This window comes from Maricaulis sp. MIT060901, assembly GCF_047123815.1.
Lineage (GTDB): Bacteria > Pseudomonadota > Alphaproteobacteria > Caulobacterales > Maricaulaceae > Maricaulis.
This window is the reverse complement of the sequence record NZ_CP138920.1, coordinates 1,340,653-1,360,705: the sequence shown is the minus strand read 5'-3', so window position 1 is coordinate 1,360,705 and position 20,053 is coordinate 1,340,653. Positions and strand designations below refer to the sequence as shown.

The following is a 20,053-nucleotide window of genomic DNA, read 5'->3' as shown; positions in this document are numbered from 1 at the left end:
TGACGGGAAGTATTTGATTCTGAAATGGAGCGGGCTTGCGGACCTATCTTGGATATGGCGTTGGTGATTTCGGACTGAACATCTACTGGAATGCGCTCTCGCTGATCCTTGTGTTCTGGTATGCCGAGGTCGTAGGGCTGCCACCTAACCAGGCCGGGTTGATCTATTTCATCGGTACGATGTGGGACGCGGTGTCCGATGTGGCCGTTGCTAACTGGGCGCAGAAAACACGGACACGCTGGGGTACCTATCGCCCCTATCTGTTGGGCGGCGGAACGCTGTTGGGCTTGTGTTTCGTCCTGCTCTTCTGGATCCCACCCCTCGAGGGGCTAATGCTCTTCCTTTTCATGGTGGCAGCGCACATGTTGTTCCGCACCTGCTACACGCTGGTCGCAGTTCCTTACGCCGCGCTAGCCTCTCGCTTGAGTTATGACAGCGGTGAGCGGACCCTGCTTTCGGGCACGAGGATGGGATTTGCCTTCCTCGGCCTGTTTGCCATTTCCGGCACTTGGTTCCCCATTGTCCGGCATTTCGGCGATGGCTCCGACACGGCGCCGGGCGGTTTTCTGATTGCAGCTCTGGTAGGCGGTTTTCTGGCCACGATCGCCTTGGCAGTATGTTTCTTCGCAACGAAGGAAGAAGAGCTCGGTACATCTCAGGAGAGCGATTTCTCCATGGCAGCGTTCGTGAAGGCGATCCTGTCCAATTCGGCGCTGGGCGTCCTGCTCGGCGCGATCTTCCTTCAATCGGCAGCCGGCGCGACCTTCCAGATCACACTCGCCTTCTACATCGAGGCACACGCACACGTCTTTGCGGCCAAGGAGACCGTGCTGACAATCTATGCGATCGCCATCCTGTTGTCGGTCCCGGTCTGGACCATGGCAGTGCATCGGTATGGGAAGAAGCGCGCCTGGGTCGCTGCGTGCTGGATCGTGATCGGTGGCGGTCTCTGGCTGGCGCTGACACAGCCTGTTCTGGTTGCCGGTGTTCCCCTGCAGATCCTGCTTTACGGGATCGGCTTTGGCGGCTTTGGCGTTCTGGTCTGGGCTCTGGTGCCTGACACCGTCGAATACGGCCAGTGGCAGAGCGGCAAGCGAAATGAAGGCGCGGTGTTCGGGTCGGTCCTGCTGGTTCAGAAGTCCGCGGGCGGTTTGATGGGGCTGATCGTCGGCATGGTCTTGACCTGGATTGGCTATGATACCGGACTTGAACAGCAAACGACTGAAACGGCAGGGTATTTACAGCTTTACATCTTCGCAGCACCGGCCATTCTGCTGTTTCTCTCCTCGCTGATGCTGTCCCAACTACCGCTCAATCGAACACTGCATGCGGAAATCGTCGACCGCATCAGGAATAGCTAGACCCGGAGGTCCCGCGCATGGCTCGCATGGTGGATGTTGCCGAAAAGGCAGGTGTGTCGATCAAGACGGTTTCGCGTGTCCTGAACAACGAACCGCATGTGAAAGAGGATCTGCGCGAGCGGGTGCGAAAGGCAGCTGAAGAGGTAGGGTATGTGCCCTCGACCTCGGCCCGGCAATTGCGTGGCCGGCGGAGCTATTCCATCCACATGATCTCCCACTCGCACCGGTCGAGTTATGTGAACGCGGTCCAGTTTGGCGCGGTCCAGGCCTGCCAGGAGAAGGGGTATCATCTCATGATCTCACTGGTGGAGAATATCGCCGATCTGGATTGGGGCCAGTTGCACGCGAAGTTTTCCAAATTGATGGAAGCGAGCCGGCCGGACGGGCTGTTGCTGGTTCCGCCTCTGTCCAATGACGACCGGCTGGCAGAGGTGCTCAGTGAGTTTGACGTTCGCATCGCCCGTGTGGGGCCGCACGACCTTAGCGGTTCCGTGCGCACCGTCATGATCGACGAGCGCGCCGCGGCGCGCGATCTGACCCGTTACCTGATTGATCACGGGCACAAATCCATAGCCTTCCAGCGTGGCAAGGAAGACCAGAACGCCACCCAGGAACGTTTCAAGGGATATCGCGAGGCTCTGGAGGCTGCGGGCTTGCCCTTCCGCTCCGAACTGGTGCTGCCGGGAACGTTCGAATTCGCGTCGGGGCTGAAGGCGGGTGATGAGCTGCTCAAACGCAAGGACCGACCCACCGCGGTTTTTGCGGCGAATGACGACATGGCCGCCGGCATCATCATGGCTGCGCATCGTCTGGGGGTGTCAGTTCCGGGAGAACTCTCTGTTGTAGGGTTCGATGATTCCGAGATCGCCGACAAGACTTGGCCAGCCCTGACGACAGTACGCCAGCCCTTGCTCGAATACGGTGCGGTTGCCGTTGCCAGATTGATCGAGTCACTCGGGGAGGATGAGTCCTCAGGCGTGGTCGAATGTCTCGACTACAAGCTGATCGAGCGGGATTCTGTCGCCCGGATCTAGAGGATTGGCGGGGCGGCGCGGTCAGCGTAAAAACGGCAGTGTCAGAGGAACTCTGGCTTGAGAGTGGAGCGCCAGTTTCCTAGCGTCGCGCGATGCGCAATCCGTTCCGATACTTTAAAACTTCACCCGAAATCATCCGCCTGGCCGTGATGATGTACATCCGCTTCCCGCTTTCGCTGAGGAACGTCGAAGATCTGCTGCACGAGCGCGGCATCGACATCACGCATGAGACAGTGCGTTTCTGGTGGAACTGGTTCGGTCCACTTTTCGCGAAGTCGATCCGAAGACGCCGCCTCCAGAACACTAACTACTCAAACTGGACCTGGTATCTCGACGAAGTTTTCGTCCGGATAAACGGCGAACTCCACTATCTCTGGCGGGCCGTCGATCATGAGGGTGAAGTGCTTGAAGCGTTTGTCACCAAGCGGCGGGATCGCAAGACTGCGCTAAAGTTTCTGCGTAAGGCGATGAAGCGATATGGGGCGCCGGATCAAGTCGTCACTGACAAGCTACCGTCCGACAAGGCGGCGCTTCGTGATCTGGGAATTGCGCATCGCCAGGCGACCGCGAGGTGGCTGAACAACAGAGCTGAAAACTCGCATCAGCCGCTGCGCCGGCGAGAGAAAATCATGAACCGGTTCAGGTCGATGCGAAGTCTTCAAAAGTTCGCCGCCGTCCAGTCCTGCATCCACAACCACTTCAACCTTGAACGTCATTTCTACCGCCGCGAAGATTTCAAGGAAAACCGTACTCAAGCCCTGGCCGAATGGCGTCAACTCGCGGCCTGAGTTAGGTTCGATCTCGGTCTTTCGAGACCGATCCGTTTTCGTCTGACAGCACCGGTTGAACGACTGACTTGAATTATTGCGAATAAATCTCATTATCATGTTCGCGTCGCATCGGAGTTTTCATGAACCCGCCAACGATTATTCGCAATCACACTGCAAACCGATTCATAGTTTCCAAGTTTTCCGGAGCACGGGCGAGAGACTATGATCGTGATATCCGACGCTTGGTTCCAGGATATTCCGCGTTATTGGAACTGGTCGGCCCCGTGATGCTCAGCGAAATTGGGGATCGCCCAGCTAACGTGCTTGTCGCAGGGGCTGGGACCGGCGCGGAACTTGTCGAACTTGCCTATCAGTCCATCCACTGGCGAGTGAGAGGCCTGGACCCTTCAAAGGACATGCTCGATGTCGCGCGTCGCCGTGCGGAACATACGGGCGTCTCAGAGCGCACCGCATTTAGTCGGTGCGCCCTTGAGGATGCCCATTTCTCCGAACCGTTTGCAGGAGCGACGAGCTTGTTCGTGTCTCACTTCATGCCGGTGGAAACAGGGGAAAAGGGGGCGTACCTTTCAAAGCTCGCGGAAGTACTAGAGCCCGGCGCCCCACTACTTATCGCGGATCTCACAACACGACTTTTCGACCTTCGCTCAAGCTACTCCAATTGGTTGCTCGACATGAGCGGCGATCAATCGCATGGCTCCCAAACATTGGACAGATTGGCAAGCGAGTTGCATCCCCTCGCACCGGGACAGCAATCTGTCTTGATGTCTGAGGTGGGCTTCGAGCGACCCACGCTTATCTTTTCTGCGCTCGGCATTGAGTGCTGGTTATGGCGCAAGTTGGAACGCACACTACCCGCGCCCGACGTGGAGGAACTGCGCTGATGGCTAAATCGCGGCTCCTTTCCAACCTTTTCCTGCCTGAACTCGGGATGGGGGCAGGCTACTTCATGCTCGGGTTTCGGGCCCTCGCGCGTGGCGCAGGTGGATGTTGCACACTTCGCAGGACATTTCGCGACGGATTTGGTCATGCGTCAGGTGATGTCTTGGCTGGGCTGGCCGAGCTGGTCAGCGCTCTGGGCTGGGAGGGGCGCCGGAAAGTAACACTCTCCGCGCCCGGGTCCGCACGGATTACACCTGACGAGTTGACCCTTGTGTGTACGCTGGCGGCGGCTCTGAGGGGTGATGTGCCAACTATGTCGTCCCACCTGGAATGGCTCTTCGGGCGCCCGCCCTCAAATGAGGTCATCGAGATCATGGAACGACTGGGCCACCACTTCCGAAATGCGGAGCTGCTTGTTATCGAATGCGAAATCACTCGTAGTGCGGCACGAAAACCTGCAACACGGTCGCTTGGGCTCGTTCAGTCCTCGGCGTTGCATTGATGGGAAAATCCGCCGCGGCTGAAATTTCTTCTTGCGAACGATTATCATAAGCAAGTAGTAAGCACCACAATTGGTAGTGAAATCTCCGGGGGTGCAACCATGTCAATTCGCCGAACTTCGAAGATCTGGAGTGGCGTCAGCGCCGCAGCTCTGTTGGGTAGCCTGGGTGCCTGCTCTGAAAGTGCTCCCGATCACCCAATTGCTCCTGACGAAGCTGCGGAGGCCACGCCGCATGACACTCCCGCAAGGGCGTTGTCAGAGGAAAATTGGTTTGAGCGCGTCGTCGTGATTTCGTAGCGTTTTCCGATGCGCAATCCGTTCCGGTATTTCAAGACTTCGCCCGAGATCATTCGCCTTGCGGTGATGATGTATATCCGCTTCCCGCTCTCGCTGCGCAATGTTGAAGATCTGCTGCACGAGCGCGGTATCGACATCACGTATGAGACAGTGCGTTTCTGGTGGAACCGGTTCGGTCCGATGTTCGCGAAGTCGATCCGCAATCGACGCGTTCGGGAGGGGCACTACTCGAATTGGGCTTGGCACCTCGACGAGGTTTTCGTGCGCATAAACGGCGAGCTTCACTATCTTTGGCGCGCCGTCGATCACGAAGGCGAAGTGCTTGAGGCGTATGTCACCAAGACGCGGAATCGCAAGGCTGCATTGAAGTTTCTGCGCCAGGCGATGAAGCGCTATGGTCGGCCCGAGGTTGTCGTCACCGACAAACTTCCGTCCTACAGGTCCGCGCTTCGCGAGCTTGGAAATTCGAGCCGCCAAGAGACGGGGAGGCGGCTCAACAACAGGGCCGAAAACTCACATCAACCCTTGCGGCGGCGAGAAAAAACAATGACGCGGTTCAGATCGATGCAAAGTCTTCAAAAGTTCGCCGCCATCCAATCGTCCGTCCATAACCACTTTAATCTCGAACGTCACTTTTACTCTCGATCAGACTTCAAGGAGAACCGCTCCACCGCCTTAGCCGAATGGCGTCAACTCGCGGCCTGAGCTAGGATCAAATCCGGTCTTTCGAGACCGATCCGGTTTTGTCTGACACCACCGATACGACCGCGATTCGAATGAAAATGCTCTAGTAGCCGTAATGCCAACTACCCAACTCTGCGCTCAAATTCTAGCTGGGTCCAGACGCCTCGGTTGGCTTGTCCGCGGCAGGCCCAGAATTCAAGCTCGGCGGGGTTAAATGCAACGACTGCATTCGTCGTCGCACCGGAATTGTCTTCCGCAAAACGATTGATGCTCAGCCGCCCGTCCGCTCGGTCGGTGAACAATGCTTTGAGGGTGGACACCGTATGTTGGTCTGAGGCCCCCAATAGCGCCTGCATGCGCTGATAGCGCTGATAGGTGCTTGGTGAGAGGTCTTCTTCAAGCGCGATATTACCCTCAACCAGGCAGTGATTGGTACGGACTAGTGCGCCATCACGGGTCGAGCGTGCGTGGGAGGAATGCGCGGTTTTTTCCCATTCTATTGCTCCGTCCGCGCTGCCAATGAAGTAGGAATGCGCGCTTGCAACCGGTGCTGCCTCTACAACGCGGCTTGCTTCCTGAAAGCTGGTTTGGTTGAGCGCTTTATGTAGCACAGACAGGTAGGGGATGCCGACTTTCGCGCCGCGTGTTTTTAAATTGGTTGTTCCTACGGTAATGCCGTGCTGGTTCATGCCCATCAAGGATTGGCATCCTGCACAGGTCACAGACAACGTTTCCGGTCCCTCATCGGGTAGCCGTTGAAGCGCGATGACATACTCCACATCCGGACCATTGAGGTCCCATGTTTGCCCCTGCAGGCTATGGCCATTCGCACTGATGGACGGCGGCAAAAGCGCAGCGGTACATCCCTCATCCTCGGACACAAGCGGATCGCTGGGGAGCAGGATAATGTCACGTACATCGGTCATGTTGGTGGTGGTGAAAAGCTTGACCGGATCAATCCCTGCACCTTCCGCGATGCCCATGTGCTCTATATAGCCGTTTGGATCAAAGTCGCGGACAAGTTCAAGGCATGCGGCACCGCATTCAAATAGCGGGTCGGTCCCCAAGTGCCCGCGCTCGCGTAGATAGGTTTCCACTGCAGTGACGCGATCAGCCACGAAAGCGCTGATCATGTCCCGGCATTGGATGCCATAAGCCAATCCCATCTGATGGGGTGTGCCCTGGACGGTGAAGAGTGGAAGTTCGAGACCCATCGCGTTCTTTCAACATGACTGAGATTGTTGGCTTTGAATTTGGATATGGCATTTCTAATGAGGGTTAAACCGGCCCACTGAGAAACCAAGCACTAAAGCTCACCGACCGGCACGAGAACAACTGAGCGGAAAACGCGCATCTACCGTTCCAACGACGGGAGCGGGTGATAGCACGGTTCAGGCAAATACAAAGTCTCCAGAAGTTCGTCGCCGCCCACGCCTTCGTCCACAACCACTTCAACCAAGACCGACCCCTAGAACGCCGATCCAGATTCAAAGACCTACGCCAAGCTGCTCTCATGGAGAGGCTTGAACTTTAGGTGGCCTAGGCTTACGCCATGTCGGTTGTTCGAGACTTGTCTGCTTGGGTTTGATAGCGCCTGCCTCTCCGGTCTCAATCGTGCGATCCAACGCCTCGCTGGTCATATAGCCCAGCATCAGCACTTCGCCTGTGTCCGCTTGGGTGGTGATGCAAGGGATCAACCCATCGGCGTCGAATTTTGGCGCCAGATCAGAGCCTTCCTCGACCTGCTCGACGGACAGGCGCTTGGCAAACCTGCTTGAAGCTTGCGGCGTTGTGTCCTCAACACCCATAACAACTAATCCTGAACTAAAGTCTTGGTTTGCGCCCCTTGCCATCATGTTGGGGCACCGTTACTTAGTATGAGAGGGTGTTATAATGTAATACCTGGTAGGTAAAACAAGCAGACGGGCCGCGATGACGCATATCGACAGCCATCCGCAATCGCTTGGAAACCCTACAGGGCGTTGTCAGAGGAAGAACGGTTTGAGCGGATTGGCGTGAAACCGAAGCGTCGCCCGATGCGTAATCCGTTCCGATACTTCAAGACCTCGCCAGAGATCATCCGTCTTGCCGTGATGATGTACATCCGCTTCCCGCTCTCGCTACGGAACGTCGAAGATCTGCTGCACGAACGCGGCATCGATATCACGCACGAAACTGTGCGGTTTTGGTAGAATCGCTTTGGTCCACTCTTCGCGAAGTCGATCCGAAAACGGCGCGTGGAGAGCACGAACTATTCGAACTGGGCCTGGCATCTGGATGAGGTTTTCGTGAAGATCAACGGTTAAATCCGCTATCTCTGGCGGGCCGTTGATCACGAAGGCGAGGTACTTGATGTGTACGTTACCAAGCGCCGTGATCGCAAGGCTGCGCTGAAGTTTCTGCGTAAGGCGATGAAGCGATATGGCTGTCCGGAGGTCGTTGTGACAGCCCGGTTGGGCTCATACAAAGCCGCCATGCGAGAGATCGGAAACGCAAGCTGCCAAGAGACGGGGAGGTGGCTCAACAACAGGGCCGAAAACTCACATCAGCCGTTGCGCCGACGAGAGAAGATCATGAACCGGTTCAGATCGATGCGAAGTCTTCAAAAGTTCGCCGTCGTCCAATCCTCTGTTCACAACCACTTCAATCTCGAACGTCATCTTTATCGCCGGTCAGACTTCAAGGAGAACCGCACCCAAGCCCTGGCCGAATGGCGTCAGCTTGCGGCCTGAGATAGGTTCGATCCCGGTCTTTCTAGACAGATCCGTTTGCGTCTGCCAGCACCGCCACTCTTTTCCCTGAAATCACAAAGCGTGCCCGAGCCCCGGAAATCCGGCGGCATTTCCGTGCCTTCGCACGGGGCTCCCGCAGTCGAGACCCCGACGTCTCCGCGCTGAAGGAGCATTTCCAGGGGAAAGTCTCAGTCCGGGGTTTCGGGCAGATCGGGTAGGGTAATTCCCTGTTTTCACTCACCGTCGGGTGGTATTCCCTGTGCCTGACCCGTCCGCGCAGGCCTGGACCAAGGCGCAGACGGGAGAAGCGGTCTGGTCTGAGCAATATTAAGGCAGACCTTGAAAGACCCGGTCGGTTTGTCTGACACCACCCGTCTGCGATGTTTCGTCAGTAGCGTGCGGACTGAGCGCGCTTGCCGACTCGCACTTCGGCCTTACCTCGAAACCAGGCGTTAGGTAGGGAACGACTTATGTCCGAGCGAGACCGATCCACAAACGGCGTTGCCGTGCCACGCGGTCGGCTAAACCGGTTCGTGCGGCTCAGCGCGACCGCAGCGGGTATCGGAGCTGAGGTGATTGGCAAGGGGCTGGGAGCGGTGGTCACCGGCAGGCCTGTTGATCTGCAGGGCATCGCCTTGAGCCCGGGCAATGCTCTGCGCTTGACCCGCGAACTTTCTCGCATGCGCGGCGCTGCGATGAAAGTCGGTCAGCTGATGTCAATGGATGCCGGTGATCTCCTGCCGCCTGAATTCGCCTCGGTTCTGGCCCAGCTGCGCTCGAACGCGCATCCCATGCCACCACGCCAACTTCGCACAGTGCTCAACAAAGCCTGGGGAGAAGGCTGGTATGGTCGATTCAAGCGCTTTGACCTGCGCCCGCTCGCAGCCGCGTCGATCGGGCAAGTTCATCGTGCCATTACGCCGGATGGCCGAGACCTCGCTGTAAAGGTTCAGTTTCCGGGCGTCCGCGAAAGCATTGATAGCGATGTTGACAATGTGGGCACGCTTATCCGCTTGTCTGGCCTGATGCCATCAGGGTTCGAAGTCCGGCCTCTGCTTGAGGAAGCCAAGCGGCAGTTGCATGAGGAGGCAGACTACCTTGCTGAAGCCGATGCGCTCGCGGAGTTCAATGGCTTGCTGCAGACGGCACCGGAGTACCGCCTGCCAGCGTTGCATCGCGATCTGACAACACCGGATGTCTTGGCGATGGAGTATTTGTCATCCAGACCCTTGGAGGCCCTGGACGACGCGCCGCAGGCCTTGCGCGACCGGGTCGTCACGGAACTGTTCGCGCTTTCGTTCCGAGAATTGTTTGAGTTCAGACGAGTTCAATCCGATCCGAACCTCGCGAACTATCGCTTCGACCCGCAAGAGGAACGCCTCGTTCTCCTCGATTTTGGCGCGACCCGGACTGTCCCTCCTGATTTGGCGGAAGCCTATCGCGATTTACTACGGGCAGGGTCGCAGAATGACATCGCGGGGTTGCGGGCAGCGTCTCAGCAGATTGGATATATCGGCCCGGGTACACCCGCGCAGCAGATCGACTTCTTGCTTCCGATCATGAACGCTGCTTTTGAGCCATTGCGGGCCAAGGACGGCTTCGACTTCGCGGCTTCCGACCTCGCAGTGCGCCTTCGCGACCAGGCGATGGCGCTTGGATTGGAGGCCGGGTACCGGGAGGTCCCGCCAATGGACGTCCTCTACCTTCACCGAAAGTTCGGCGGGTTATATCTGCTGGCGCGCCGAATGAGAGCGCAGGTCGATATCCAGATGCTGGCGACGCCTTATCTGCGTGCCGGATCATCAACCTGACTAGGTGCCTGATGCTGTGGAAAAATAGAGGTTTCAGGTTGCGACCGTTGTTCGTTAGTGAGTGCTTTCGAGAATTTGTAAATGCGGCCAAGGCACTGAAATATTGTGAAGATATTGCTTTCGTCAATTCGTTTTTTGGGGTGTCGCAACAGAGCTCTATTTTAGTTGTGAGACGAAATCATGTGTGTTGACCGGGATTTCGGTCGATAAAGATAACCGGCGATGCCAGATGTAGAGTGACGGGGGAAATCTTGTTGAAATTTGTGTTGGGTCTGGGCGCGAAAGCGGCCGGATGTTGGCGCTCGTTTGCCAGTTTCGATTGGATCAACGGGGCGGGCGCTGTCAGAAGAAAAACGGTTTTAGCGGGTTCGCCTGATTTCGTAGCGTTTTGTGATGCGTAACCCGTTCCGATATTTCAAGACTTCGCCCGAGATTATTCGTCTTGCGGTGATGATGTATATCCGCTTCCCGCTCTCACTGCGCAACGTTGAAGATCTGCTCCATGAACGGGGCATCGACATCACGCACGAAACTGTGCGGTCCTGGTGGAAGCGCTTCGGTCCACTCTTCGCGAAGTCGATCCGAAAATGGCGCGTGCAGAGCACGAACTATTCGAACTGGGCGTGGCATCTGGATGAGGTTTTCGTGCGCATAAACGGCGAACTCCATTATCTCTGGCGGGCCGTCAATCATGAGGGTGAAGTGCTCGAGGCGTATGTCACCAAGACGCGGAGTCGCAAGGCTGCATTGAAGTTTCTGCGTAAGGCGATGAAGCGATATGGAGCGCCAGACCAAATCGTGACCGACAAGCTGCCGTCGTACAAGGCCGCGTTTCGTGAACTCGGAATTGCCAGCCTGCATGAAACCGGGAGGTGGCTCAACAACAGGGCCGAAAACTCACATCAGCCCTTGCGGCGACGAGAGAAAATCATGAACCGGTTCAGGTCGATGCGAAGTCTTCAAAAGTTCGCCGTCGTCCAATCCTCTGTTCACAACCACTTCAATCTCGAACGTCATCTTTATCGCCGGTCAGACTTCAAGGAGAACCGCACCCAAGCCCTGGCCGAATGGCGTCAACTTGTGGCTTGAGATAGATTCAAACCCGATCTTTCGAGACCGATCCGTTTTGGTCTGACAGAGCCATTTTGGTGGAACTGGTTCGGTCCGATGATGGCGCGCGAGATCAAGTGGCGCCCGTCTCTGCATCTCCATCAGGGGATGCCGTTGCTGGATCTTAAGCAGATCCTGTGATTGCTTGCGTTGGCGGGAAACCAGCTATTAGGTAGGGTTTGGCCATGGAGGAATTCGTCGCACTTTCGATGAACTGGCGTTCTGTGCTGTCTGGCGGTGTGGCTTTGACCATAGCGCTCATCGGCCTTGCACTGGCGATCAGAAAGCCAAATGTGCGCGCTAACCGCTGGCTGGCGCTGTTCCTGTTCGCTGCCGCGATAAATGCTATTCCGTTCACGGTCGGGTTTGCCGGCGCCTATGATATCTGGCCGGAGCTAACCTTTCTCCCTGTCGACATGGCGCCATTCTTTGGTCCCTTGCTGCTGCTTCACACGCGTGCGATTATTCGCGCGCAGCCTGCTGGCCCTTGGAAATGGCTTCTGACGCCAGGGATTGCCTACTTCCTCTACCAGCTATGGGCGTTCTTCCTGCTTGGCGATTACCGTGCGAAATGGGACTTCAACGCCGCTATGCATGACCCTTATGTGATGCCGTTAGTACTCGCAGTCAGTGTTCTTCTGACAGTGTATTCGCTTTGGCAGATCGCGCTGCTCACGCGCGAGTACCGTAACTGGCTCAGCGACAACCGCTCCGATGATGAAAGCTTCCAGCCAATCTGGTTGATACATTTTATCGTGCTGTTGGGCGCGATGGTCACGGCGTGGCTGATAGACCGCACAGTGATGCCGGTCTTGGGGCTGGACTACTTCGCGCGCTATTGGCCGAGCCTCGCCGCTCTGCTGATCGTCCTGATCATGGCAATTGAAGCATGGTATCGCTTCGAACAGCCCTACCCCTCCATAACAACACTTTCAGGCCCAGACATCGGCCGCCGAGAAACTCGCGACTGGGCGAAAGAAGGGCGGCGGGTTCGTGAAGTGGTCGTGTCCCAAGAGTGGTACCTTGAACCGCGCTTTGCGTTAGTCGATCTCGCCCACCGCATGGCTCTGAACGAGAACTATACGTCCAGGGCAATCAACCAAGGGTTAGGCGAAAGCTTCAGCGATTTCATCAACCATCTTAGGGTCGAACGCGCCAAGGATTTGTTACGCGATCCCTCTGCATCGGTCCTCGCAACCGCACTGGACGCAGGCTTCAACTCAAAGGCCAGCTTCAACCGCGCGTTCAAGCGCTTTTGCGGTATTACCCCCAGCGAGTTCCGTAAGACCCAGACGTCTCAAATCACGAAAATTCAGCGAAACGGGTGATCTGCGCCGACCTTGGTGACCGGTTGCGCCATACAGGCCGGGCAATCAAGGAGAACGACCCATGTTTCGCACATCTTCGAAGGCTTTTGGCTTCGCCACGGCGCTTTCTTTCGCCTTTCCAGCGGTGGCTCAGGATCCCGCCGAGCGGATGCTTACGCCAGCTCAGGTAGGCAGCGACATAGCTATCGCGCAAGAAGCCTATTCCCGCGTCCACCCTGGCTACACACGTTATGCCGAAGCGGCGACGCTCGCCGCCAGTTGGCAAGCGCTGACCGATCAGGCTACTCAGGACGGCGGCATGACGGTTGGTGAACTGTATCTCGGCGTGCAGCGCGTGTTGGCGCTGATCCGCTGCGATCATACCAAGGCGGAGTTGCCCCCGGCCTTGGCCGATTGGCGCGATACAAATCCGGTCTACCTGCCGTTTCGTTGGGAGATGGTCGAGGGGCGCGGACTTGTCTCGAATGCAGAGGGCATCGCCGGGCTGGGTTATGGAGATGAGATCGTCGCCATCGATGGCCGACCGCTCGGCGAAATGGTGGACGCGATCCTGCCACTCATTGCGGTCGACGGTCAGACCGACTGGGCGCGCTTTGGGGAGGTGCCCACTTCGTTCGAATTCAAGGGCGGCGCTCTCGATCATTTCGGCGCTCTCATCTGGGGAAATCCAGTGCGCTCCCGGATTACGGTCCGGAGCGCAGACGGTGGCGAGAGCACAAGCGAAGTCGAGCGCATTCCCTATGGGGAATGGCGCGCACTGTTCGATGATGAGGCGTCCGACTTCGCCGATGCGGTTTACTTTGAACGGATTAGCGACACTGCGGGCTATCTGCGGATCGACAGTTTCGTCAATTATCGCCGCCCCGTCGATCCGGGGACCCTCTACGATCCGATTTTCAACGCTATGCGCGATGAAGAGCGTGGCACGCTGATCCTAGATCTGCGCAACAATGGAGGCGGCTCGGACGACGCGGCTGATGCACTGCTGGCACGGCTGATTGCCGAGCCCTATCGTCCGGTCAGCGACACCAGGGTCGCAACGATCGATCTGGATGGTCTGCGCGAGAACCTTACGACCTGGGATGAGCGAGCACTCTATCCTGATCCACGCGCGTTTACGGCCAACGAAGATGGCACATGGTCGCTGATCCCGGGGATTTTTGGCGGAGATCCTGTCCTCCAGCCAGCTAACAACGCTTTCACTGGCGCTCTGCTGATTCTTACTAGCACAGCCAACAGTTCGGGCAGCACCAACATAATCGCACGGCTCAATGGCTTGGGGCGTGCCATACTGATTGGCGAGAGGACCGGTGGCAGCGCTGAAGGGCCAACTTCTGGTATCCTGTTTACTGTAACGCTGCCCGAGAGCGACATTCGCACCCGCCTGCCACTGCTCAGGACTTACAACAATGTACCCAGCTTCGAGGCGGGACTTGGCGTTGCTCCCGACAACGCAGCCCCGCAAACGGTCGAAAGCTTCAGAGCGCAGCGCGATCCCGCAATTGAAGCTGCGCTGGAAATCCTGATGAATGCTGACTGACGGAGCAAGAACAGCTCAAGCGATACGCCCGCGTCCGGTGACCTGATGGTGATCGGCGCGGGTAGTCCCCATTCACACCAAGGATGGATCTGTTGTTCGGGCGGAAGGTAAAGCGCATCGCTCTCACCGACATTGAATGCCTGGTAATGTCAGATTAAATGCGACTTGAGCGTTTCACGTTGATTTCGTAGCGTTTTCCGATGCGTGATCCGTTCCGGTATTTCAAGACGTCGCCCGAGATAATCCGCCTGGCGGTGATGATCCATATCCGCTTCCCGCTCTCGTGGCGGAGCGTCGAAGATCTGCTGCACGAGCGCGGTATCGACATCAAACATGAGACAGTGCGTTCCTGGAGGAACCGGTTCGGTCCACTTTTCGCGAAGTCGATCCGAAGGCGCCGCGTCCAGTCTTCGGTCCACAACCACTTTAATCTCGAACGCCATTTCTACCGTCGCGAAGAATTCAAGGAAAACCCTTCCGTCGCCCTGGCCGAATGGCGTCAAGTTGTGGCTTGAGATGGGATCAAACCCGGTCTTTTAAGACCGATCTGTTTTGGTCTTACACCACCGTTTTTTTTATTACTATATGCAATTGCTACTCGCGTCATAGACCTTGAGCCGCCAGTGCCCCACAATGCAATCTCAAGACGATCTTATGGTGGCGCGTTGATAAAAGGGGATCTTGTATGCGTGTGAACATTAGTCGTAAGCTCACCGGTTTCGGCATCGTGATGGCAGCCATAGCAGTCGTTCTGAGTTCAGTCTTTCTGAACGTCATTGATCAGTCGAGATCAAATGCGCGCTGGACAACGCACACCCACGAGGTGCTCGCGCTTTTGGACCAGGCAGTCATTGGGATGATTAATCAGGAAACGGGCCTTCGCGCATTTCTGTTGGCGGGGGAAGACAACTTTCTGGAGCCCTACCACCTTGGGGCGACGCAGTTCGAGGCCGCTATCAGCGAACTCCGTAGCAAAACCTCCGACAATCCACGGGCGACGAGACTGTCTGATGAAATCCGGCAGTTGGGTATGTCCTGGCGAAACGACCATGCCGAAAATGCGATCAATCTCATGCGCAACCCAATGACGCGGGAGCAGGGGCAAGCCATGGAGATCGGTGGTGCTGGAAAGGTCCAGATGGATGGCATCCGGGAGCTGATCACTGAGTTCCACAACATGGAGGCCGGTTTGTTGGATGAGCGCGCCGCCAGCCTGCGGAGTTCACTTGGTTTCGGAACCCTAACGAGCTGGGCCGGTTTGCTCACTGCCATTCTCTTCGCAATCGGCGGAAGTCTGCTGTTGTCACGGGACATCACTCGCCCTCTGGCCAACCTCAAGTCCGTGATGGAAAAACTGGCCGGTGGTGACCGACAGGTGGATGTTCCCAGCCAGTCACGCACAGACGAGCTAGGCGAGGTGGCGCGGGCTGTGGAGGTGTTCAGAGCGGAGCTCGAGTACGGAGACAATCAGCGCGCAGAGAGTGAGGAGCTGCAGGAAAAGGCCCGACAGGAAACTCGCCAGTCCTTTATCGATAATGTGCTCGTTGACTTTGAGCGCTCTGTCGAGAAATCGCTCACGGACCTCGTGAAGATGTCCACCAGGATGGAAAATAGTGCATCCACACTCATCGACGGTGCTAGCACTGTCGTTGGCGTTGTCGGAGAAACTGCCGATGCAGCAGATCTTGCCGGCGAATCTGCCCAGACTGTGGCAGGTGCGGCGGAGGAAATCTCGGCCTCCGTTTCCGAGATCAATGTCCAGGTGTCGGAATCAGCGACCCGTTCACGCCAGGCTGTCGAGGCAGCAAACGACAGTACGCAACAGGTCAGCGTCCTCGCTGATACGGCGGCGCAAATTGGCAAGATCGTCGACATCATCCGGGACATCGCAGAACAGACCAATCTTCTGGCTTTGAACGCGACAATCGAGAGTGCCCGCGCAGGCGAGGCAGGAAAAGGGTTCGCTGTTGTTGCAAGCGAAGTAAAGGCGCTGGCCGAGCAAACCGCTGGCGCGACGAATGAAATCGAAACCCACATCGCCGCGCTGCAAGCCGCGACGGCCGTTGCAACCCAGTCTATGGATGTGATTGCCAGTTCAATCACGTCGGTCGACGAAGTCTGTGCATCAATTGCCTGCTCGATTGAGCAACAAGGAGCTGCCACGTCACAAATTGCAGCGAGTGCGCAGGATGCCGCGGGGGCTTCCAAAAGCGTGACCACGGCAATCGACAAGGTGGGCGAATTTACGAACTCGACCAAAAACACCGCCGGTCAGGTAGTCGATAATGCGCAGGCCCTCGCGCGCCAAGCTGAGAGCGTCCAGGTCGGTATTTCAGAATTCTTGGCCAAGGTCCGGGAGGCCTAGCTGTGATCTCTCATGAGGTTGTTCATCGGGATTGAAGCCTTGAAGCTGGTTGTTGCGAAGCAATCAGAGAAGAGGGTCGTCCCCGATGAATAGTCACAGGAATGCCAGAACCAGACCGCTTTCGCGAGCCCTGATTGTCTAGTGACATCAGTCCAGGCAGAGCGCGGCCGAGATCGCGACCGCTCTCGGGGTGTCGTCGCGCACCGTCTACAAGTGGCTGGCCCGGTATCGCTCCGGCGGGCTTGCGGGACTGTAGACACGCTCCATTGCACCGAAGGGCTCGGCGAACGCCTATGATCCCTTGTGGGCGTAGAAGGCCGCTTGGCTGCGCCGGGAATGCCGCATGGCGACGGAGGAAATCTCCGAGCAGCTGCGCCTGGCGCGCCCGCCGGTGATCCGTTATCAGCGCGAGCGCCCCGGCGAGCTCATCCATCTCGATATCATGAAGCTCGGGCGGTTCTGCAACCTCTGCCACCGCATCACCAAGGGTCGCAAGGGTTTTATCAGATTAAACGGGCCGTTATCGGGTTTGGCTCCACCCTGCGTGGATGAGCAACCCGTTTCGCTACTTCAAAACGTCGGCTGAGATCACCCGCCTTGCAGCGATGATGTACATCCGTTTCCCGATCTCGCTTCGGAAAGTGGAGGACTTACGCCACGTTCCGAAGCGTAGAGATCACCCACGAAACGGTGCGTTCCTGGTGGAAACGCTTCGGTCCACTCTTCGATCCACAACTCCTTCAGCCTCGAACGCCACTTCTACCGCCGCGAAGAATTCAAGGAAAACTGTTCCCAAGCCCTAGCCGAATGGCGTGAACTTGTCGCCTGAGTTAGGTCCGACCCCGCTCATTCAAGACCGATCCACCGCCGTCTGGCACTGCCGCCACTCAGACCGGCAGGTCTGGTCTCACTGCATGACACCGTCCGTGGGTGATTCAATCTCCGTCATGGCCCGTTACGTGGCTGGGGGCTGTCGTGGTGAGAAATTGAAGGTTGGAATGCGTGTCGCATTAGCCGCCTTGTGAGCACATGGTTCCAGGCAGGTGGTCCGCACCCGGCTGGTGCCGGTGATAGTTCCACGCGTCCTGAACGATTTGATTGATGGTTGACCGGTGCGTGACGAAGCCGAGGACGTGTTTGGCGTACTCGATATTGGCGTAAAGGGCTGCCGGGTCGCCGTCTCGCCTGGGCGCGATCGAGAAGGGCACTTTGCGCCCCGTTACACGCTCGACTGCCTGCAGGACCTCAAACACCGATACGCCCTGGCCGGTGCCGAGATTGCAGGTGAAACTTTCCTGCCTCGCAAACAGGCGATCCAGGGCGCGTAGATGTCCACGCGCGAGATCGCTGACATGGATGTAGTCGCGAATGCAGCTCCCGTCTGCTGTCTCGTAATCCGAGCCGAAGACTTTTAGCGGTGCTCCCGTACCGTGCGCTGCGAACAGGGCCAGTGGTATGAGATGGGTCTCGGGGTCGTGTTCCTCACCAATCTCGCCGTCTGGGCTGGCGCCGGACGCATTGAAGTAGCGCAGGACTGCATAGTCGATATGGTCGGCCCGGGCGGCGTCTTCGAGCGCCTGTTCGATTGCGAGCTTGGTGCGGCCATAGGTGTTGATAGGGCGGCGCGAATGGGTTTCGAACAGCGGTAGCCGTTCGGGGTTTCCATAGACTGCGCACGTCGAGGAGAAGACAAACGATCGACAGCTGTGCAGTTGCATGGCTTCCAGGACATTCAGCGCTCCGGCCACGTTGTTGTTCCAGAAACCGATTGGGTCGGTTTCACCCAGGCCGACCTCGATGGATGCCGCGAAGTGCATGACCGCGTCCGGTCGGAAGGTCCGAAATACGGCATCAAGGGCGGCGGTCTCGCGGATGTCGGCTTTCACCAGCGGACCCCATTTGACGAAATCGGACCGGCCCGACGACAAGTTGTCCATGACTATCGGCACGTCGCCACGCAGGGCGATAGCCTTGGCGACATGGGCGCCGATATAGCCAGCTCCCCCCAGAACAAGAATTTTGCGCGTCATCTCATCCTCCGATGCAGCAATCCTGTCTCTGGAGGCTGCAAAGGTTTGACCGGACGGCGCATTGAACATGCAACCTGCCGGAAGGGCTTCATTTGCTGGGGCTTTGGGAGGCCCGGCCCGATCCGCGCCAATACCTGCAATGCGTTTCGCGAGAGATCGCGATGCAAATTGCAACGCGTTTCTTCGCAGGAAGCGGCGCATTTTGTCTATCTTACTGAAAAGTATAGGTATTGGAGAGGTGGGCTGGCGGGCGGATACTGGTGGTGGGGGACGCCATGAACCAGTTTTCACATCGTTTCAAGATTTCTCACTCGCTGTCGACGCAACAGACGATATCTCCGGAGCTTCAGCGCTCCATGTATCTGCTGGGGCTTGCTCAGGATGATCTGGAGCGCGAGGTGGCGGCGATTTGCGAGGCCAATCCGTTGATCGCCGAGATGCCGACATGGGCCCGATCGCGAGGGTCTGCCGGGCAATGCGAAGACAGGATTGCCTCGATGCCTGAGCGTCGACACCTGGGAGAGGACCTCAAGGCGCAGCTGGGATTGGTGCGGACCAGCGCCGGCGTACGACACCTGGCGTGCATGATCATTGATAGCCTTGACCCCACCGGTCGACTGGACCCGGGCGATTGGGAGCGGATCGAGCGTGAATATGTCGAGGCCGGAAAGGCGCTGCAATTGGTGCAATCGCTCGAACCAGCCGGAGTTGCCTCCCGCAATCTGCCAGAATGCTTCTGGCTTCAGCTGGATCCTGCCGTGAAGTCCCGAAAGGCGTGGCGAAAACTGTTCGAACACCTGGCGGAGCTGCACAAGGTGCCGGCAAGCGCGTTTGCCCGGCTTTGTGATGTTGATGAAGTGGAGCTGCGTGACATGCTCGACCTGCTGCGCCAGCTCGATCCGACGCCGGGGCTCAAATACGATCCTGTTGAGCCCATTGAAGTAAGGCCGGACCTTGTTCTGAGGTCCGGGGGCGACGGTGACACCCAGCTCGTACTGGCACGCGGGTGTGGTCCGCGGCTGAGCATGGAGGTCGACTACCGGAACTGGCGGTCCGACCGGACGCTCTGCGCCGAGGCGCACCGGTTTCTGGAGTCCGCGCAGCTCGAGGTGAACTGGCTGCAGCAGGCTTTGAGGCAGCGAGGCGCAATCTTGCTGCGCGTCGGGCGTCTGCTGGTTCGGCGCCAGTATCGGTTTCTGGAGGAAGGGGACGTCCATCTCATTCCGCTGACCATGCGAGAGGTGGCGACGGAGCTGGGTGTCCATGAATCGACGATCAGCCGTGCGGTGGCGCACAAATACATCCTGACGCGGCGAGGTGTGCTGGCCCTCCGGCAGTTCTTCTCGGTCTCGGTCGACCGGCAGGATGAGGGGCGTGAAGCGTCGTCTTCAACAGCGGTTCGGGCTCATATAAATCGGCTCATCCGCGAGGAGGCCGTCCCCGGCGAAATGTCCGATGCGCTGATCTCGTCCCGGCTTGGCGCAATGGGCATCGCGATAGCGCGTCGCTCGGTCGCGAAACACCGGAAGCAACTGGGTATCAGTTGTTCCCGTGATCGGTATCGTTGGGCAGGTTATGGTCGAGCCTAA

The 20,053-nt window shown here is 57.6% G+C and carries 15 protein-coding genes and 5 pseudogenes; 17 read left to right on the top strand and 3 right to left on the bottom strand.

All coding sequences use genetic code 11. The annotated features are described in order from the left end of the window. Positions 1-35: 35 nt before the first annotated feature. From SIC17_RS06730 to SIC17_RS06705, 6 genes are all read left to right on the top strand, one after another. Positions 36-1,361, top strand: a complete 1,326-nt coding sequence (locus SIC17_RS06730) for an MFS transporter (RefSeq protein WP_412546767.1) — start codon at positions 36-38, stop codon at positions 1,359-1,361. Between the two features lie 17 nt (positions 1,362-1,378). Beyond that, on the top strand, positions 1,379-2,395 hold the full coding sequence (locus SIC17_RS06725; RefSeq protein ID WP_291891091.1) for a LacI family DNA-binding transcriptional regulator: 1,017 nt from the start codon (positions 1,379-1,381) through the stop codon (positions 2,393-2,395). A gap of 92 nt (positions 2,396-2,487) precedes the next feature. After that, positions 2,488-3,183: an IS6 family transposase gene (locus SIC17_RS06720; protein ID WP_412546766.1), complete on the top strand. Its 696-nt coding sequence runs from the start codon at positions 2,488-2,490 to the stop codon at positions 3,181-3,183. A gap of 122 nt (positions 3,184-3,305) precedes the next feature. Continuing rightward, a complete protein-coding gene (locus SIC17_RS06715; protein WP_412546765.1) occupies positions 3,306-4,067 on the top strand; it encodes a class I SAM-dependent methyltransferase in 762 nt (253 codons plus the stop codon). Further along, positions 4,067-4,567 (top strand): hypothetical protein, encoded by a 501-nt coding sequence (locus SIC17_RS06710; protein WP_412546764.1) that lies wholly within the window; start codon positions 4,067-4,069, stop codon positions 4,565-4,567. The genes SIC17_RS06715 and SIC17_RS06710 overlap by 1 nt, the downstream gene beginning before the upstream one ends. A 306-nt stretch (positions 4,568-4,873) precedes the next feature. Further along, positions 4,874-5,569, top strand: coding sequence for an IS6 family transposase (locus SIC17_RS06705; protein ID WP_412546763.1), 696 nt, complete (start codon positions 4,874-4,876; stop codon positions 5,567-5,569). A gap of 101 nt (positions 5,570-5,670) precedes the next feature. Here SIC17_RS06705 and SIC17_RS06700 read toward each other — a convergent pair whose 3' ends face one another. Continuing rightward, positions 5,671-6,762 carry a C45 family autoproteolytic acyltransferase/hydolase gene (locus SIC17_RS06700; protein ID WP_412546762.1) on the bottom strand — a complete coding sequence of 364 codons (1,092 nt, stop codon included), beginning with the start codon at positions 6,760-6,762 and terminating at the stop codon, positions 5,671-5,673. A gap of 381 nt (positions 6,763-7,143) precedes the next feature. Next, positions 7,144-7,356 (bottom strand): annotated as a pseudogene (locus SIC17_RS06695) (phosphoribosyl-AMP cyclohydrolase); the annotation flags it as partial. Between the two features lie 228 nt (positions 7,357-7,584). Here SIC17_RS06695 and SIC17_RS06690 point away from each other — a divergent pair. The 10 genes and pseudogenes from SIC17_RS06690 to SIC17_RS06645 all read left to right on the top strand — a co-directional run. After that, positions 7,585-8,280 (top strand): annotated as a pseudogene (locus tag SIC17_RS06690) (IS6 family transposase). 680 nt (positions 8,281-8,960) lie between these two features. After that, positions 8,961-10,091 (top strand): ABC1 kinase family protein, encoded by a 1,131-nt coding sequence (locus SIC17_RS06685; protein WP_412546761.1) that lies wholly within the window; start codon positions 8,961-8,963, stop codon positions 10,089-10,091. A gap of 393 nt (positions 10,092-10,484) precedes the next feature. Next, entirely contained in the window at positions 10,485-11,180 is a 696-nt protein-coding gene (locus SIC17_RS06680) for an IS6 family transposase (RefSeq protein WP_412546760.1), read from the top strand. 206 nt (positions 11,181-11,386) lie between these two features. Further along, positions 11,387-12,529 carry a helix-turn-helix domain-containing protein gene (locus SIC17_RS06675; protein ID WP_412546759.1) on the top strand — a complete coding sequence of 381 codons (1,143 nt, stop codon included), beginning with the start codon at positions 11,387-11,389 and terminating at the stop codon, positions 12,527-12,529. Between the two features lie 61 nt (positions 12,530-12,590). Beyond that, positions 12,591-14,069, top strand: a complete 1,479-nt coding sequence (locus tag SIC17_RS06670) for a S41 family peptidase (RefSeq protein WP_412546758.1) — start codon at positions 12,591-12,593, stop codon at positions 14,067-14,069. A 200-nt stretch (positions 14,070-14,269) separates the two neighbouring features. Further along, positions 14,270-14,476: pseudogene (locus SIC17_RS06665) on the top strand (IS6 family transposase); the annotation flags it as partial. A 278-nt stretch (positions 14,477-14,754) separates the two neighbouring features. Continuing rightward, positions 14,755-16,434 carry a methyl-accepting chemotaxis protein gene (locus SIC17_RS06660; protein ID WP_412546757.1) on the top strand — a complete coding sequence of 560 codons (1,680 nt, stop codon included), beginning with the start codon at positions 14,755-14,757 and terminating at the stop codon, positions 16,432-16,434. Positions 16,435-16,600: 166 nt separating this feature from the next. Next, positions 16,601-16,690, top strand: a pseudogene (locus SIC17_RS06655) (helix-turn-helix domain-containing protein); the annotation flags it as partial. An 87-nt stretch (positions 16,691-16,777) separates the two neighbouring features. Beyond that, entirely contained in the window at positions 16,778-17,020 is a 243-nt protein-coding gene (locus tag SIC17_RS06650; protein WP_412546756.1) for a hypothetical protein, read from the top strand. After that, a pseudogene (locus SIC17_RS06645) lies at positions 16,983-17,184 on the top strand (IS6 family transposase); the annotation flags it as partial. The gene SIC17_RS06650 and the pseudogene SIC17_RS06645, both read left to right, overlap by 38 nt. A 260-nt stretch (positions 17,185-17,444) precedes the next feature. Here SIC17_RS06645 and galE read toward each other — a convergent pair. Further along, a complete protein-coding gene (galE, locus tag SIC17_RS06640) occupies positions 17,445-18,464 on the bottom strand; it encodes a UDP-glucose 4-epimerase GalE (protein ID WP_412546755.1) in 1,020 nt (339 codons plus the stop codon). Between the two features lie 275 nt (positions 18,465-18,739). Between galE and rpoN the strand changes: the two genes are divergently transcribed. Further along, the gene (rpoN, locus tag SIC17_RS06635; RefSeq protein WP_412546754.1) at positions 18,740-20,053 is read left to right on the top strand and encodes an RNA polymerase factor sigma-54; all 1,314 of its coding nucleotides are present in this window, start codon (positions 18,740-18,742) and stop codon (positions 20,051-20,053) included.